The 13,936-nt window shown below is 72.5% G+C and carries 12 protein-coding genes; 1 reads left to right on the forward strand and 11 read right to left on the reverse strand.

Features of this window, described 5'->3' with window-relative positions; all coding sequences use genetic code 11:
- Positions 1-6 precede the first annotated feature (6 nt).
- The 10 genes from gatB to SLAV_RS12180 form a co-directional block, all read right to left on the reverse strand.
- Complete coding sequence (gatB, locus tag SLAV_RS12135; RefSeq protein ID WP_051841262.1) at positions 7-1,461, reverse strand: Asp-tRNA(Asn)/Glu-tRNA(Gln) amidotransferase subunit GatB; 1,455 nt, start codon at positions 1,459-1,461, stop codon at positions 7-9.
- Positions 1,462-1,537: 76 nt separating this feature from the next.
- Positions 1,538-1,783, reverse strand: coding sequence for a hypothetical protein (locus SLAV_RS12140; protein ID WP_030236124.1), 246 nt, complete (start codon positions 1,781-1,783; stop codon positions 1,538-1,540).
- Positions 1,780-3,273 carry an Asp-tRNA(Asn)/Glu-tRNA(Gln) amidotransferase subunit GatA gene (gatA, locus tag SLAV_RS12145; RefSeq protein WP_030236122.1) on the reverse strand — a complete coding sequence of 498 codons (1,494 nt, stop codon included), beginning with the start codon at positions 3,271-3,273 and terminating at the stop codon, positions 1,780-1,782. Before gatA ends, SLAV_RS12140 begins: the two co-directional genes overlap by 4 nt.
- 5 nt (positions 3,274-3,278) lie before the next feature.
- Entirely contained in the window at positions 3,279-3,575 is a 297-nt protein-coding gene (gatC, locus tag SLAV_RS12150) for an Asp-tRNA(Asn)/Glu-tRNA(Gln) amidotransferase subunit GatC (protein ID WP_007266718.1), read from the reverse strand.
- A 97-nt stretch (positions 3,576-3,672) separates the two neighbouring features.
- Positions 3,673-5,889: a putative bifunctional diguanylate cyclase/phosphodiesterase gene (locus SLAV_RS12155; RefSeq protein ID WP_234333779.1), complete on the reverse strand. Its 2,217-nt coding sequence runs from the start codon at positions 5,887-5,889 to the stop codon at positions 3,673-3,675.
- A gap of 385 nt (positions 5,890-6,274) precedes the next feature.
- On the reverse strand, positions 6,275-8,479 hold the full coding sequence (gene ligA, locus SLAV_RS12160; RefSeq protein ID WP_030236117.1) for an NAD-dependent DNA ligase LigA: 2,205 nt from the start codon (positions 8,477-8,479) through the stop codon (positions 6,275-6,277).
- Between the two features lie 30 nt (positions 8,480-8,509).
- Entirely contained in the window at positions 8,510-9,493 is a 984-nt protein-coding gene (locus tag SLAV_RS12165; RefSeq protein ID WP_030236115.1) for a methionine synthase, read from the reverse strand.
- On the reverse strand, positions 9,490-10,179 hold the full coding sequence (locus tag SLAV_RS12170) for an SDR family oxidoreductase (protein ID WP_030236112.1): 690 nt from the start codon (positions 10,177-10,179) through the stop codon (positions 9,490-9,492). The genes SLAV_RS12165 and SLAV_RS12170 overlap by 4 nt, the downstream gene beginning before the upstream one ends.
- 68 nt (positions 10,180-10,247) lie before the next feature.
- Positions 10,248-10,592 carry a DUF1330 domain-containing protein gene (locus tag SLAV_RS12175; RefSeq protein ID WP_030236109.1) on the reverse strand — a complete coding sequence of 115 codons (345 nt, stop codon included), beginning with the start codon at positions 10,590-10,592 and terminating at the stop codon, positions 10,248-10,250.
- A 53-nt stretch (positions 10,593-10,645) separates the two neighbouring features.
- Positions 10,646-11,692 carry a GlxA family transcriptional regulator gene (locus SLAV_RS12180; protein ID WP_078950524.1) on the reverse strand — a complete coding sequence of 349 codons (1,047 nt, stop codon included), beginning with the start codon at positions 11,690-11,692 and terminating at the stop codon, positions 10,646-10,648.
- A gap of 115 nt (positions 11,693-11,807) precedes the next feature.
- Between SLAV_RS12180 and SLAV_RS12185 the strand changes: the two genes are divergently transcribed.
- Positions 11,808-12,731 (forward strand): NADP-dependent oxidoreductase, encoded by a 924-nt coding sequence (locus SLAV_RS12185; RefSeq protein WP_030236104.1) that lies wholly within the window; start codon positions 11,808-11,810, stop codon positions 12,729-12,731.
- 70 nt (positions 12,732-12,801) lie between these two features.
- Here the strand turns inward: SLAV_RS12185 and mnmA are convergent, their stop codons facing one another.
- On the reverse strand, positions 12,802-13,935 hold the full coding sequence (gene mnmA / locus SLAV_RS12190; protein ID WP_030236103.1) for a tRNA 2-thiouridine(34) synthase MnmA: 1,134 nt from the start codon (positions 13,933-13,935) through the stop codon (positions 12,802-12,804).
- Position 13,936 lies beyond the last annotated feature (1 nt).

Consider the following 13,936-nt stretch of genomic DNA (forward strand, 5'->3'; position numbering starts at 1 on the left):
GCCGGCTCAGCCCTCGGAGACGCCCAGGCGCTCCAGGATGAGCTCCTTGACGCGGGCCGCGTCGGCCTGGCCGCGGGTGGTCTTCATGACCGCGCCGACCAGGGCGCCCACGGCCGCGACCTTGCCGCCGCGGATCTTGTCCGCGATGGCCGCGTTGCCCGCGATGGCCTCGTCCACGGCCGCGCCGAGCGCGCCCTCGTCCGAGACGACCTTCAGGCCTCGCTTCTCGACGACCTCGTCCGGGGTGCCCTCGCCGGCGAGGACGCCCTCGATGACCTGGCGGGCCAGCTTGTCGTTCAGGTCGCCGGCCGCGACCAGGGCCGCGACCCGGGCCACCTGGGCCGGGGTGATCGGCAGCTCGTCGACGACGACGCCCTGCTCGTTGGCGTTGCGGGCCAGCTCGCCCATCCACCACTTGCGGGCGGCGGTCGAGTCGGCGCCGGCCTCGATGGTGGCGACGATGGAGTCCACCGCGCCCGCGTTGAGGATCGACTGCATGTCGTGCTCGTTCACGCCCCACTCCTCGCGGAGGCGGTTGCGGCGCACGCGCGGCATCTCGGGCAGGCCGCCGCGCAGCTCCTCGACCCAGTCACGGGCCGGGGCGACGGGGACGAGGTCGGGCTCCGGGAAGTACCGGTAGTCCTCGGCGTTGTCCTTGATGCGGCCGGCCGTGGTGGAGCCGTCCTCCTCGTGGAAGTGCCGGGTCTCCTGCACGATCGAGCCGCCGGACGACAGCACGGCCGCGTGGCGCTGGATCTCGAAGCGCGCCGCACGCTCGACGGAGCGCAGCGAGTTGACGTTCTTCGTCTCCGAGCGGGTGCCGAATTCCTTCGTCCCGTTCGGGCGCAGCGACAGGTTCACGTCGCAGCGCATCTGGCCCTTGTCCATGCGGGCCTCGGAGACGCCGAGCGCCTTGATGACCTCGCGCAGCTCGGCCACGTACGCCTTGGCGACCTCGGGGGCGCGCTCGCCCGCGCCCTCGATCGGCTTGGTGACGATCTCGATGAGCGGGATGCCGGCGCGGTTGTAGTCCAGCAGGGAGTGGGACGCGCCGTGGATGCGGCCGGTGGCACCGCCGACGTGCAGCGACTTGCCGGTGTCCTCCTCCATGTGGGCGCGCTCGATCTCCACGCGGAAGATCTCGCCGTCCTCCAGCTGTACGTCGAGGAAGCCGTTGAAGGCGATCGGCTCGTCGTACTGGGAGGTCTGGAAGTTCTTCGGCATGTCCGGGTAGAAGTAGTTCTTCCGGGCGAAGCGGCACCACTCGGCGATCTCGCAGTTCAGCGCGAGACCGATCTTGATGGCCGACTCGACGCCGATCGCGTTGACGACCGGGAGCGAGCCGGGCAGACCGAGGCAGGTGGGGCAGGTCTGCGAGTTGGGCTCGGCGCCCAGCTCGGTGGAACAGCCGCAGAACATCTTGGTCTTGGTGCCGAGCTCGACATGGACCTCAAGGCCCATGACGGGGTCGTACGACGCGAGGGCGTCTTCGTACGACAGCAGTTCGGTGAAGGTGGTCACGGTGAAACTTTCCCTCTCAGCCCAGCAGGACGTCGTCGTCGCCCAGGCGCTTCAGCTCGCGGTACAGGATCGCGAGACCGGTGACGATGGCGGCGGCGGACACGACGGCGTCGACCAGCTTCAGCGTGTCGTGCTCGGTGCGGGCCTTGCGGGCCTGCTTGATCACGCTGATGGCACCGAAGGCGGTGGTGCCGATCGACAGGTACGTACCGGACTTGGACTTCTTGAAGCCCTTGGCCTTGGACAGCGCACTCGAACTCACAGCGACGGTGCCTCCTCAAGCAGCGGGTGCCCCCAGCGCTCGACGAAGGCGGCCTCGACGGCGGCACCGACCTTGTACAGCCGGTCGTCCTTCATCGCGGGGGCGATGATCTGCAGTCCGACCGGGAGACCGTCCTCCGGGGCCAGGCCGCAGGGGAGCGACATGGCGGAGTTGCCGGCCAGGTTGGTCGGGATGGTGCACAGGTCCGCGAGGTACATCGCCAGCGGGTCGTCGGTGCGCTCACCGATGGCGAAGGCGGTGGTCGGGGTCGTCGGGGAGACGATCACGTCGACCTGCTCGAAGGACTTCTCGAAGTCCTTGGTGATGAGCGTGCGGACCTTCTGGGCGGAACCGTAGTACGCGTCGTAGTAGCCGGAGCTGAGCGCGTACGTGCCGAGGATGATGCGGCGCTTGACCTCGTCGCCGAAGCCGGCCTCGCGGGTCAGGGCGGTGACGTCCTCGGCGGACTTGGTGCCGTCGTCGCCGACGCGCAGGCCGTAGCGCATGGCGTCGAAGCGGGCGAGGTTCGAGGAGCACTCGGACGGCGCGATCAGGTAGTACGCGGCCATCGCGAGGTCGAACGACGGGCAGTCCAGCTCGACGATCTCGGCGCCGAGCTCCTTGAGGAGCTCCACCGACTCGTTGAAGCGCTGGACGACGCCGGCCTGGTAGCCCTCGCCGGCGAACTGCTTGACCACACCGACGCGCATGCCGGCGACGGAGCCGTTGCGGGCCGCCTCGACGACCGGCGGTACCGGGGCGTCGATGGAGGTGGAGTCGAGCGGGTCGTGGCCGGCGATGACCTCGTGGAGCAGGGCCGCGTCCAGGACCGTACGGGCGCAGGGTCCGCCCTGGTCGAGGGAGGAGGAGAAGGCCACCATGCCGTAGCGGGAGACGCCGCCGTAGGTGGGCTTGACGCCGACGGTGCCGGTGACGGCGGCGGGCTGGCGGATGGAACCGCCGGTGTCCGTGCCGATGGCGAGCGGGGCCTGGAACGCAGCGAGGGCCGCGGCGCTGCCGCCGCCGGAGCCGCCGGGGATCCGGGTGAGGTCCCAGGGGTTGCCGGTGGGGCCGTAGGCGCTGTTCTCGGTGGAGGACCCCATGGCGAACTCGTCCATGTTGGTCTTGCCGAGGATGACGACGTCGGCTTCCTTCAGCTTGCGCGTCAGGGTGGCGTCGTAGGGCGGGATCCAGCCTTCGAGGATCTTCGAACCGACGGTGGTCGGGACCCCGACGGTGGTGAAGATGTCCTTGAGCGCGAGCGGGACGCCGGCCAGCGGGCCGAGCTCCTCGCCGGCGGCCTTCTTGGCGTCGACGGCGCGGGCCTGCGCGAGGGCGCCCTCGCGGTCGACGTGCAGGAAGGCGTGGACCTTCTCGTCGGTCGCCTCGATCCGGGCCAGGTGGGCCTCGGTGACCTCGACGGCCGTGAGCTCGCCGGAGGCGATCTTCTCGGCGGTCTGCGCGGCCGTGAGCTTGATGATGTCGATCATGACTGTTAGTCCTCCCCCAGGATCTGCGGCACCTTGAAACGCTGCTGCTCCTGGGCGGGAGCGCCGGAAAGCGCCTGCTCGGGGGTGAGCGACGGACGGACCTCGTCCGCGCGCATGACGTTCGTCAGCGGCAGCGGGTGGGAGGTCGGCGGGACGTCTTGGTCGGCGACCTCGGAAACGCGGGCGACCGCGCCGATGATGTCGTCGAGCTGTCCTGCGAAGTGGTCGAGCTCTTCGCTCTTCAGCTCCAGACGCGCCAGCCGAGCGAGGTGGGCGACCTCCTCGCGCGTGATGCCAGGCATGCAGCGATCCTCTGGGGGTGGTGAGTGTGTAGGTTTCGGGCCCAATCCTATGGGGCCCGGCCCCGACCCACTAAACGGTTACCCCCGGACCCCCGCGTCAGGAGGCGGAACCGGTCGGCGTCTCCGACGTGGCGGCGGCCGCGGCGGCGAGTTCCGCCGTGATGTCTGCCGGGCGGCGCCAGCCGCGTTCACCGCGCGCCAGGAGCCAGGCCGTCGCCTCCTGGGGCGGCATGGCGGCGGCGACCAGCCATCCCTGGACGGCGTCGCAGCCCAGGTCCCGCAGGCGTTCCCAGGTCTCGTCGTCCTCCACTCCCTCGGCGACGACCAGCAGCCCGAGGGAGTGCGCCAGGTCGACGGTGCAGCGCACGATCTCCGCGTCCTGCGCGTCCACCGCCAGGCGGGCCACGAAGGAGCGGTCGATCTTCAGCTCGCTGACCGGGAGCCGGCGCAGGTGCACGAGCGAGGAGTAGCCGGTGCCGAAGTCGTCCAGGGACATCTTCACGCCGTGGCCGGTCAGCCCGGCCATGGTGTCGGCCGCCCGCTGGGGGTCCTCCAGCAGCACGTGCTCCGTTATCTCCAGCTGGAGGCCGCTCGCCGGGACCCCGTGCCGGGCCAGGCGCGCCGCGACCGCTCCGGCGAAGCCCGGGGTGTGGACGTCACGCGGTGAGACGTTGACGGCGACCGGGACCTTCAGGCCCTGCGCCCGCCAGCGCGCGACCTGCGCGAGGGCGGTCTCCAGGACGTACTCCGTCAGGTGCGGCATCAGCCCGGAGGTCTCGGCGATCGCGATGAACTCGTCGGGCGAGACCCTGCCCCGCTCCGGGTGCACCCAGCGGACGAGCGCCTCCAGCCCCGCCACCTGCCCGTCGAAGCGGACCTTCGGCTGGTAGTGGAGTTCCACCTCGCCGGCGTCCAGGGCCCGCCGCAGGTCGCCGAGGAGGCCGAGCCGGTCGGGGGTGTTGCTGTCGCGCTTGGACTCGTACACCTCCACGCCGGTGCGGTCGCGCTTGGCCTGGTACATGGCGACGTCGGCCCGCCGCAGCAGCCCCTCCGCGTCCAGCGCGTGGTCGGGGAAGACGGCGAGGCCGGCGCTGGCCTCCAGGACGAGGGTGAGGCCGTCCAGGTCGAGCGGGGAGCTGAGCTCGGCGACCAGGTGGCGGGCGACCCGCTGGGCGCTGGTGGTGGAGTCCGCGAAGGGCAGCAGCACGGCGAACTCGTCGCCGCCGAGCCGGGCCGCCTCGGCGTCGGGCGGGAGGGCCTGGCGCAGCCGGTCGGCGATCTGGAGCAGCAGCCGGTCCCCCGCCAGGTGGCCGAGGGTGTCGTTGACGGCGCGGAAGCGGTCCAGGTCGATCAGCACCAGGGCCGAGCGGGTGCCCAGCCGTTCGGCCTCGTCCAGCGCGGACCAGGCCCGCTCCAGCAGCCACTGCCGGTTCGGCAGCCCGGTCAGCGGGTCGCGCAGCTGCTCCTCGGCGCGGGCCCGCGCGATCCACAGGGTGGAGTCGAGGGCGATGAGCGGTACGGCGAACAGCGGCAGCAGCACCGGCTGGGTGCTGGCCACCACGCAGATCAGCGGGGCGATGCCGAGCAGGGCCGCGGCGACGAGCGCCTGCCGGATCAGGGCGGTACGGGCCACGGTGGGCAGCCCGCCGCCGCGCGGGGTCAGCGCGAACCACAGCAGGACCCGGGTGACGAGCAGGTAGGAGACGGCCACCAGGACCACCTCGGGGACGGCCGCGAGGTCCCAGGTGGTGGGCGACCAGGGCGCCCCGACGGTCGGGGCGTCGCCGAAGGCGGCCAGGACGAGGGCCCCGGCGCCGATACCGAGGATGTCGACGGAGCCGTGCAGCAGGCCCTGGCGCCAGCGGTGCCGGCGGGCCGCCCCGACCAGGGAGACCACCGCGAGCGAGACGAGTCCGGCCGGGATCCAGCCGTAGAGGATGAGCACGCCGAGGGTGAGGGCCGCGCCCGATCCGGTGCCGCCCCACCAGCGGTCCCGGCCCAGCGCCACGAGGTGGCCGACGATGATGCCCGTGAGCAGGGCCAGCGCCCAGCCGACGGTGCCCCCGGGGAAGAGTGCCTGACGGTCGGTCAGTGCCAGGGCGATGCCGCCGAGGAGCACGACGGCGGACAGGCCCACGACGACGAGGGGCAGCACGGTGCGACCCCGCTCCTGCCCCGTCCCGCCGCCCGGTCCGCTGTCGAGGGCACGGGTCTCCGGTGTCCTGGCTCCCAGGACACCGAGCCGGCCCGCCCGCATGGGCGGGATGTCCCCGCCGAATTCAGGTGACGGGTCGGCGCTTTCGGTGGGTTTCATGCCCGTCCCTCTCACAGCCGGCGATGCCGATGTCACGCGATGGCCCCGATGTCATGCCATCACGGCCGGAAGCGCATCAGGCAGCCGTGCACGACAGGCGCACCCCACAACAGTAGGACGCGAGAGGCTCCCAGGGGCAGCTGTCGGCGGTGGTTGCCCGAATGCGACCCAGCCATCCTCATCAGTACGGTATCCGCCGAACGGGTGAGTTTGGACCAGGACCCCCGGCTCACCCATCCGATGATCCGACAGCTCACCGCCCCACGACCAGCCCTGTACCGGCCGTTTACCACCGGACCCCGCGCCGGGCGTGCGCCCGCCCGTACGGACGCACGCCACGCATCCGATCGCCTTCGCCACTCCCCGCGGGGGACTCCCGTACGGGCTACTCCTGTGCCGCGCCCGCGCCCTCGGCCGGCAGCGCCGCCTCGCGGGCCGCGTCCGGGCCCTGCTCCAGCAGGACGGCGAAGCCCGCGTCGTCGAGGACGGCCAGCCCCAGCTGCATGGCCTTGTCGTACTTGGAGCCGGGATTGTCCCCGACCACGACGAAGGAGGTCTTCTTCGACACCGATCCGGTCACCTTGGCGCCCCGGCTCTGCAGGGCCTCCTTGGCGCCGTCACGGGTGTGGCTCTGCAGAGTGCCGGTGACGACCACGGTCAGCCCCTCCAGCGGACGCGGGCCCTCCTCCTCGGCGGAACCTTCCTCTTCCATCCGGACACCGGCCTCCCGCCACTTGCGCAGGATCTCCTGGTGCCACTCGACGGCGAACCACTCCTTGAGGGAGGCGGCGATGATCGCCCCGACGCCCTCGGTGGCGGTCAGCTCCTCCTCGGTGGCCTGCTCGATGCGCTCGATCGACCGGAACTCCCGGGCCAGGGCCTCCGCCGCGACCGGGCCGACGTGCCGGATCGACAGGCCGTTGATGACGCGGGCGAGCGGGCGCTCCTTGGCCGCCGCGATGTTCTCCAGCATGGCCAGGGCGTTCTTCTTGGGCTCGCCCTTCTGGTTGGCGAAGACCGTGACGATCTTCTCCTCGCCCGTCTTCGGGTCCCGCTTGGGCAGCCCGCTGTCCTGGTCGAGGACGTACGCCTTGATGGGCAGCAGCTGCTCGATGGTGAGGCCGAAGAGGTCGCCCTCGTCGCGCAGCGGCGGCTCGGCGGGCTCCAGCGGGCCGGTGAGCGCGGCGGCCGCGACGATGCCGAAGTTCTCGATGTCCAGGCTCTGTCTGCCGGCGAGGTAGTAGAGCCGCTCGCGCAACTGCGCCGGGCAGGACTGGCCGTTGGGGCAGCGGACGTCGATGTCCCCCTCCTTCATCGGCCGCAGCGCCGTCCCGCACTCGGGGCACTGCTCGGGCATCACGAACTCCCGCTCGCTGCCGTCGCGCAGGTCCACCACCGGGCCCAGGATCTCGGGGATGACGTCTCCCGCCTTGCGGAGCACGACGGTGTCCCCGATGAGCACGCCCTTGGCCTTGACGACCTCCTGGTTGTGCAGGGTCGCGAACTCCACCTCGGAGCCCGCCACCGTGACCGGCTCCACCTGCGCGTACGGGGTGACGCGCCCGGTGCGGCCGACCCCGACCTTGATGTCGATCAGCTTGCTGTTGACCTCTTCCGGGGCGTACTTCCAGGCGATCGCCCAGCGCGGGGCGCGGGCGGTGGAGCCGAGCCGGCCCTGGAGGGCGATCTCGTCGAGCTTGACGACCACGCCGTCGATCTCGTGTTCCACCGAGTGCCGGTTCTCCCCGAAGTACGCGATGAACTCGCGGACTTCGGCGAGCGAGGAGACGACCTTGTTGTGCCGGGCGGTGGGCAGGCCCCACTCGTGGAGCAGCTCGTACGCCTGGGACTGGCGCTCGATGGCGAAGCCCTCGCGGGCGCCGATGCCGTGCACCACCATGTGCAGCGGGCGGCTCGCGGTGACCTTCGGGTCCTTCTGGCGCAGCGAACCGGCGGCCGCGTTGCGCGGGTTGGCGAAGGGCTTGCCCTGGGCCTCCACGAGCCGGGCGTTGAGCTCCTCGAACTTCTCCATCGGGAAGAAGACCTCGCCGCGGATCTCGACGAGGGCCGGGATCCGGTCTCCCTTGAGCCGGTCCGGGATCTCGGCGATGGTGCGGACGTTGGGCGTGATGTCCTCACCGGTGCGGCCGTCGCCGCGGGTGGCGGCCCGGGTCAGGCGGCCGTTCTCGTAGGTGAGGTTGACGGCGAGGCCGTCCACCTTGAGCTCGCACAGGTAGTGGAAGTCCGGGGTGTTCACGTCGCGGGCCACGCGCTCGGCCCAGGCGGCCAGTTCCTCGTCGTCGAAGGCGTTGTCGAGGGAGAGCATGCGCTCGCGGTGCTCGACGGAGGCGAAGTCCGTCTCGTACGCCCCGGCCACCTTCTGGGTGGGCGAGTCGGGCGTGCGCAGCTCGGGGTACTGCTCCTCCAGGGCCTCCAGCGAGCGCAGCAGCCGGTCGAACTCGGCGTCGCTGACGACCGGCTGGTCGCTGACGTAGTACCGGAAGCGGTGCTCCTCGACCTGCTCGGCGAGCAGCCCGTGCTGCTCGCGCACCGCCGTCGGTACCGCCGTGTCCTGCTGTTCGGCTGCCATGCCGTGTCCTCCCGTGGCCCGTCTCGACCGTCACTCAGGGTTGTCGGCGAGCGACCTCGCCGCCCTGACGCAATGGGCCTGCACCGCGCGGGCGTACGCGGGCGAGGCGCCCGCCAGACCGCACGAGGGGGTGACCACGACGGACTCGGCGAGAGTCCCCGGAGCCAGCCCCAGCCTGCGCCAGAGCTTCCTGACACCCATGACGCTACCGCCCGGGTCCGACAACGGGCCGTCGGTGCCCGGCACCACTCCGGCGAAGAGTTTCACACCGTCTTCGACGGCCTCCCCGATGGCGTCGTCCTCGCGCTCGGTGAGCAAGGAGAAATCGAACGACACGCCCGTGGCGCCCGCCCGGCGCAGCAGGCCGAAGGGGACCTCGGGGGCGCAGGAGTGCACGATCACCTCCCCGTCGTGGACGGCGAACAGCTCCCGCAGGGCGGATTCGACGACCTGCCGGTCGACGGCCCGGTAGGTGCGGTAGCCGCTGGCGGAGCGGACCCGGCCGAGCAGGACGGCGGTGAGCGAGGGCTCGTCGTACTGGAGGACGATCTCGGCGCCGGGGATCCGCTTGCGCACGTCGGCCAGGTGGCCGCGCAGGCCCTCGGCGAGGGATCCGGCGAGGTCCCGGCAGGCGCCGGGGTCCTGGAGCAGGGCCTCGCCGCCGTGCAGCTCCAGCGCGGCGGCCAGGGTCCACGGCCCGACGGCCTGGACCTTGAGCTTGCCGGTGTACCCCTGGGTGAACTCCTCCAGGGCGTCGAGGTCCTCGCCGAGCCAGGAGCGGGCGCGGCGGGTGTCGCGGCCCGGCCGGTCGCTGATCCGCCAGCCGCTCGGCTCCACGTGGGCGTACAGGTCGACGAGGAGGCCGAGGGAGCGGCCGATCATGTCCGCGCCGGGTCCGCGGGCGGGCAGCTCGGCGAGGTAGGGGAACTCCTCGAAGGACCCGGTGACGGTCTTGGCGGCCTCGCGGGCGTCGCCGCCGGGCAGCGAGCCGACGCCGGTGGCGCTCGCGGTCATCGGCCGGGCCTGACGGTCAGGTCGTTGACCTCGGCGTCGCGCGGGAGGTCCACGGCCATGACGATGGTGGTCGCCACCGACTCGGGGTCGATCCAGCGGGCGGGGTCGTACTCCTTGCCCTCCTGGGAGTGCACCTTGGCCTGCATCGGGCTTGCCGTGCGGCCCGGGTAGACCGAGGTGACGCGGATGCCGTTCGGCTTCTCCTCGGCGCGCAGGGAGTCGGCGAGGGCCTTGAGGCCGTGCTTGGAGGCGGCGTAGGCGCTCCAGTCCGCGTGGGCGGTGAGGCCGGCGCCGGAGTTCACGAAGACGACGGTGGCCTTGGAGGCCCGCAGGGTGGGCAGCAGCAGCCGGGTCACCTCGGCGGGGGCGATCAGGTTGACGTTGAGCTGCTGGTGCCAGGTCTTGGGGCGCAGATCTCCGACGGGTCCGAGGTCGACGATCCCGGCGATGTGCAGGAGGGAGTCGATCCGCTCGGGGACCGGCTGCTTGGAGAAGGCCCAGGACAGCCGGTCGGGATCGGCGAGGTCGCCCACGAGGGTCCGCGCGCCGGGGTAGCGCTCGACGAGCTGCCGGGCGCGGGCGGCGTCGCGGGCGAGCAGGACGAGGTCGTCGCCGCGGGCGTGCAGGCGGGCGGCTACGGCGGCGCCGATGCCGGATCCGGCACCGGTGATCAGGTGAGTAGGCATACGGCCCATGCTCGCACCCCGCGGACGGCGCCGGCCCCGCCACCCGCGGCCGGCCGGCGGGGGCGGGCTCAGAGGCCGGCGGACCCGCGGAGGGCGGCGGCGGTCCTCGTGGCGTCGTAGCCCGCCGGAACGCCCTCGACGAGGAGGATGTCGCCGGGGATGTGGCGGCTGCGCAGGGGGAGGATCTCCTGGTAGGCGGGGGACGCGTACCAGGCCCGGGCGCGCTCGATGTCCGGGAAGGCGATGATCACGAGGTCGCCGGGGAAGGAGCCCTCCAGGACCTCGACCGGGTTGCCGTGGACGAGGAAGCGGCCCTCGAAGGGATCCATGGTCGACTGGATCTCCTCGATGTAGCGCAGGACGTCCTCGTTCATGGTCTCGGGACGGATGTGGCCGATGGCGTACGCGGTCATGGTCGTTCCCCCTGTCGACGGGCCCGGTGTTCCGGGCCGCTGGAACGATCCTGTCAGCGGGCGGCGGCCGGGGCGATTACCTCCGGGGTCATCTCCGGAGTCGTCTCCGGGGCCGTCTGCGCGACCGCCTCCGGCCGCGCGGTGTGCGGGCCGAAGGTGCGGCGGTAGGCGATCGGGGAGACCCCGAAGGCGGTCCGCATGTGCTGGCGCAGGGAGTTCGCCGAGCCGAAGCCGGACCGGTGCGCGACGAGGTCGACGGGCAGGTCGCTGGACTCCAGCAGCTGGCGGGCGATCTCCAGGCGCTGGCCGGTGAGCCACTGGACGGGGGTCATGCCGACCTCGTCGCGGAAGCGCCGGGTGAAGGTGCGCAGGCTCATCCGGGCGTGGGCGGCGAGCTCGGCGAGGGTGATCGGCTCGGCGAGGCGTTCCAGGGCCCAGGCGCGGGTGGCGGTGGTGGTGGCGACGGTGGGGGCGGGGACGGGGCGGTCGATGTACTGGGCCTGGCCGCCGTCGCGCCAGGGCGGTACGACGCACAGCCGGGCGGCGCGGTTGGCCACGGCGGTGCCGTGGTCCTGGCGGATCATGTAGAGGCAGAGGTCGACGCCCGCGGCCACGCCGGCCGAGGTGAGGATGTCGCCGTCGTCGACGAAGAGGACCTCCTCGTCGAGCCGGACGCGCGGGAAGCCCCGCTGGAACTCGGGGGCGTGCAGCCAGTGCGTGGTGGCGGGCCGGCCGTCGAGCAGACCCGCGGCGGCGAGGACGTAGGAGCCGGTGCAGAGGGAGACCAGCCGGGTGCCGGGCCGGATCGCGGCGAGGGCGTCGACGAGCGCCTGCGGCAGGGCCTCGCCCCGGGCGAGCTCGTCCATGGCGTGCGTGGGCGGGATGATCACGGTGTCGGCCGCGGCGAGGGCCTCGGGGCCCGCCGAGACGCCGATGGTGAAGCCCGCGTCGCTGGTCACGGGCCGGCCGTCGGCGGTGCAGACGGTGAGCTCGTAGAGCGGGTTCCCGGCGTCGTCCTGGGCGTTGCCGAAGACCCGGGAGGGGATCCCGAGCTCGAACGGGGGGACGCCTTCGAGGGCGAGTACGGCGACACGGTGCATGGCCAGATCCTGTCACATGGTGGCCGGACGGCCAATACCGTGCGGTCGGGGCAGCGGCCAGAGTGGACCCGTCGGCCGGTGGTACCGGCACGGAAAGCCAGCAAGGAGATATTTCATGCGCGCCGTCGTCGTCAGCAAGTGGGGCGGACCCGAGGTCCTCGTCGAGACCGAGGCCGAGCGTCCCGAGCCCGGCATGGGCGAGGTGCTCGTCCGGGTCCACGCGGCCGGGGTGAACCCGGTGGACTGGAAGACCCGCGAGAGCGGCGGCCTGATCCCCTGGGGGCCGGTCCCGGCGGTCGGGTGGGACGTCTCGGGCACCGTGGAGGCCGTCGGACCGGGCGTGACCCTGTACCGGGCGGGCGACGAGGTGTACGGGATGCCCCGCTTCCCGCAGCAGGCCGGAGCGTACGCCGAGTACGTGACCGCCCCCGCCCGGCACCTCGCCCGCAAGCCCGCCTCGCTGAGCCACGTGGAGGCGGCGGCCCTGCCGCTGGCCGCGCTGACCGCCTGGCAGGCGCTGGTGGACACCGCCGGGGTCTCGGCCGGGCAGCGCGTCCTGGTGCACGCCGCGGCGGGCGGGGTCGGCCACCTCGCCGTGCAGATCGCGAAGGCCCGGGGCGCGTACGTGATCGGCACGGCGAGCGCCGGCAAGCACGAGCTGCTGCGCGCCCTCGGCGCCGACGAGGTGATCGACTACCGCACCACCGACTTCGAGGACGCGGTCGCGGACGTGGACGTCGTCGTCGACGCCATCGGCGGGGACCACGGGGAGCGCTCGCTGAAGGTGCTCAGGCCCGGCGGGCACCTGGTGACCCTGCCCGGCCCGGACGGTCTCCCGGCCGACCCGGGTGGCGTGCACGCCTCCTGGGTCCTGGTGGAGCCGGACCTGAAGGGGCTGGAGGAGATCACGGCCCTGGTCGAGGGGGGTCTGCTCAAGCCGCTGATCGACACGGTGCTGCCGCTGGAGCAGGCCGCGAAGGCCCACGAGATCGGCGAGCGGGGCCGCACCACGGGCAAGATCGTCCTGACCGTCGCCTGAGGGCGGTGGTCCCGCCCGCCGCCCGCACCCGGGACGGGGTGGGGGCGGGAGCGGGAGCGGGACGCCGGGGTCAGACCGCGGCGGCCGCGGCCTTGGTGGTGGTGGCGATGGTGGCGGAGCCGACCACGCGGGTGCCGTCGTAGAGCACGATCGCCTGGCCGGGGGCCACGCCGCGGACCGGCTCGGTGAAGGTGACGCGCAGCTCGCCGTCCACCGTCTCGGCGAAGACCTCGGTCTCGCCGCCGTGGGCGCGCAGCTGCGCGGTGTAGGTGCCGGGGGCGGCGGCGGCGGAGCCGCACCAGCGGGGGCGGATCGCGGTGAGGGCGCTGACGTCGAGGGCCTCGACGGGGCCGACGGTGACCGTGTTGTTCACCGGGGAGATGTCGAGGACGTAGCGGGGCTTGCCGTCGGGGGCGGGGTGGCCGATCCGCAGGCCCTTGCGCTGTCCGATGGTGAAGCCGAAGGCGCCCTCGTGGGTGCCGACCTTCTCGCCGTTCTCGTCGACGATGTCGCCCTCGGCCTTGCCCAGGCGGTTCGCGAGGAAGCCCTGGGTGTCGCCGTCGGCGATGAAGCAGATGTCGTGGCTGTCGGGCTTCTTCGCGACGGCCAGGCCGCGCTCCTCGGCCTCGGCGCGGATCTCGTCCTTGGTGGTGAGGGTGTCGCCGAGGGGGAAGAGGGCGTGGGCGAGCTGCTTCTCGTCGAGGACGCCGAGGACGTAGGACTGGTCCTTGGCCATGTCGGAGGCGCGGTGCAGCTCGCGGGTGCCGTCCTCGTTCAGGACGACGGTGGCGTAGTGGCCGGTGCAGACGGCGTCGAAGCCGAGGGCCAGGGCCTTGTCGAGCAGCGCCGCGAACTTGATCTTCTCGTTGCAGCGCAGGCACGGGTTCGGGGTGCGGCCGGCCTCGTACTCGGAGACGAAGTCCTCGACGACGTCCTCGCGGAAGCGCTCGGCGAGGTCCCAGACGTAGAAGGGGATGCCGATGACGTCGGCGGCGCGGCGGGCGTCGCGGGAGTCCTCGATGGTGCAGCAGCCGCGGGCGCCGGTCCGGAAGGACTGCGGGTTCGCGGAGAGCGCCAGGTGGACGCCGGTGACGTCGTGCCCGGCTTCGACCGCTCGGGCGGCGGCGACGGCGGAGTCCACGCCACCGGACATGGCGGCCAGGACGCGAAGGGGGCGGGCGGTGCGCGGCAGGTTCTCAGTCATA

The organism is Streptomyces lavendulae subsp. lavendulae, from assembly GCF_002803845.1.
In the GTDB taxonomy this organism is placed as follows: domain Bacteria; phylum Actinomycetota; class Actinomycetes; order Streptomycetales; family Streptomycetaceae; genus Streptomyces; species Streptomyces lavendulae.

Bases quoted from the DNA above. Each gene is read 5' to 3' on its own strand.
- gatB (WP_051841262.1), bottom strand. From the start codon at position 1,461: ATGGGCCTTGAGGTCCATGTCGAGCTCGGCACCAAGACCAAGATGTTC.
- gatA (WP_030236122.1), bottom strand. From the start codon at position 3,273: ATGATCGACATCATCAAGCTCACGGCCGCGCAGACCGCCGAGAAGATC.
- gatC (WP_007266718.1), bottom strand. From the start codon at position 3,575: ATGCCTGGCATCACGCGCGAGGAGGTCGCCCACCTCGCTCGGCTGGCG.
- SLAV_RS12155 (WP_234333779.1), bottom strand. From the start codon at position 5,889: ATGAAACCCACCGAAAGCGCCGACCCGTCACCTGAATTCGGCGGGGAC.
- ligA (WP_030236117.1), bottom strand. From the start codon at position 8,479: ATGGCAGCCGAACAGCAGGACACGGCGGTACCGACGGCGGTGCGCGAG.
- SLAV_RS12165 (WP_030236115.1), bottom strand. From the start codon at position 9,493: ATGACCGCGAGCGCCACCGGCGTCGGCTCGCTGCCCGGCGGCGACGCC.
- SLAV_RS12170 (WP_030236112.1), bottom strand. From the start codon at position 10,179: ATGCCTACTCACCTGATCACCGGTGCCGGATCCGGCATCGGCGCCGCC.
- SLAV_RS12175 (WP_030236109.1), bottom strand. From the start codon at position 10,592: ATGACCGCGTACGCCATCGGCCACATCCGTCCCGAGACCATGAACGAG.
- SLAV_RS12180 (WP_078950524.1), bottom strand. From the start codon at position 11,692: ATGCACCGTGTCGCCGTACTCGCCCTCGAAGGCGTCCCCCCGTTCGAG.
- SLAV_RS12185 (WP_030236104.1), top strand. From the start codon at position 11,808: ATGCGCGCCGTCGTCGTCAGCAAGTGGGGCGGACCCGAGGTCCTCGTC.
- mnmA (WP_030236103.1), bottom strand. From the start codon at position 13,935: ATGACTGAGAACCTGCCGCGCACCGCCCGCCCCCTTCGCGTCCTGGCC.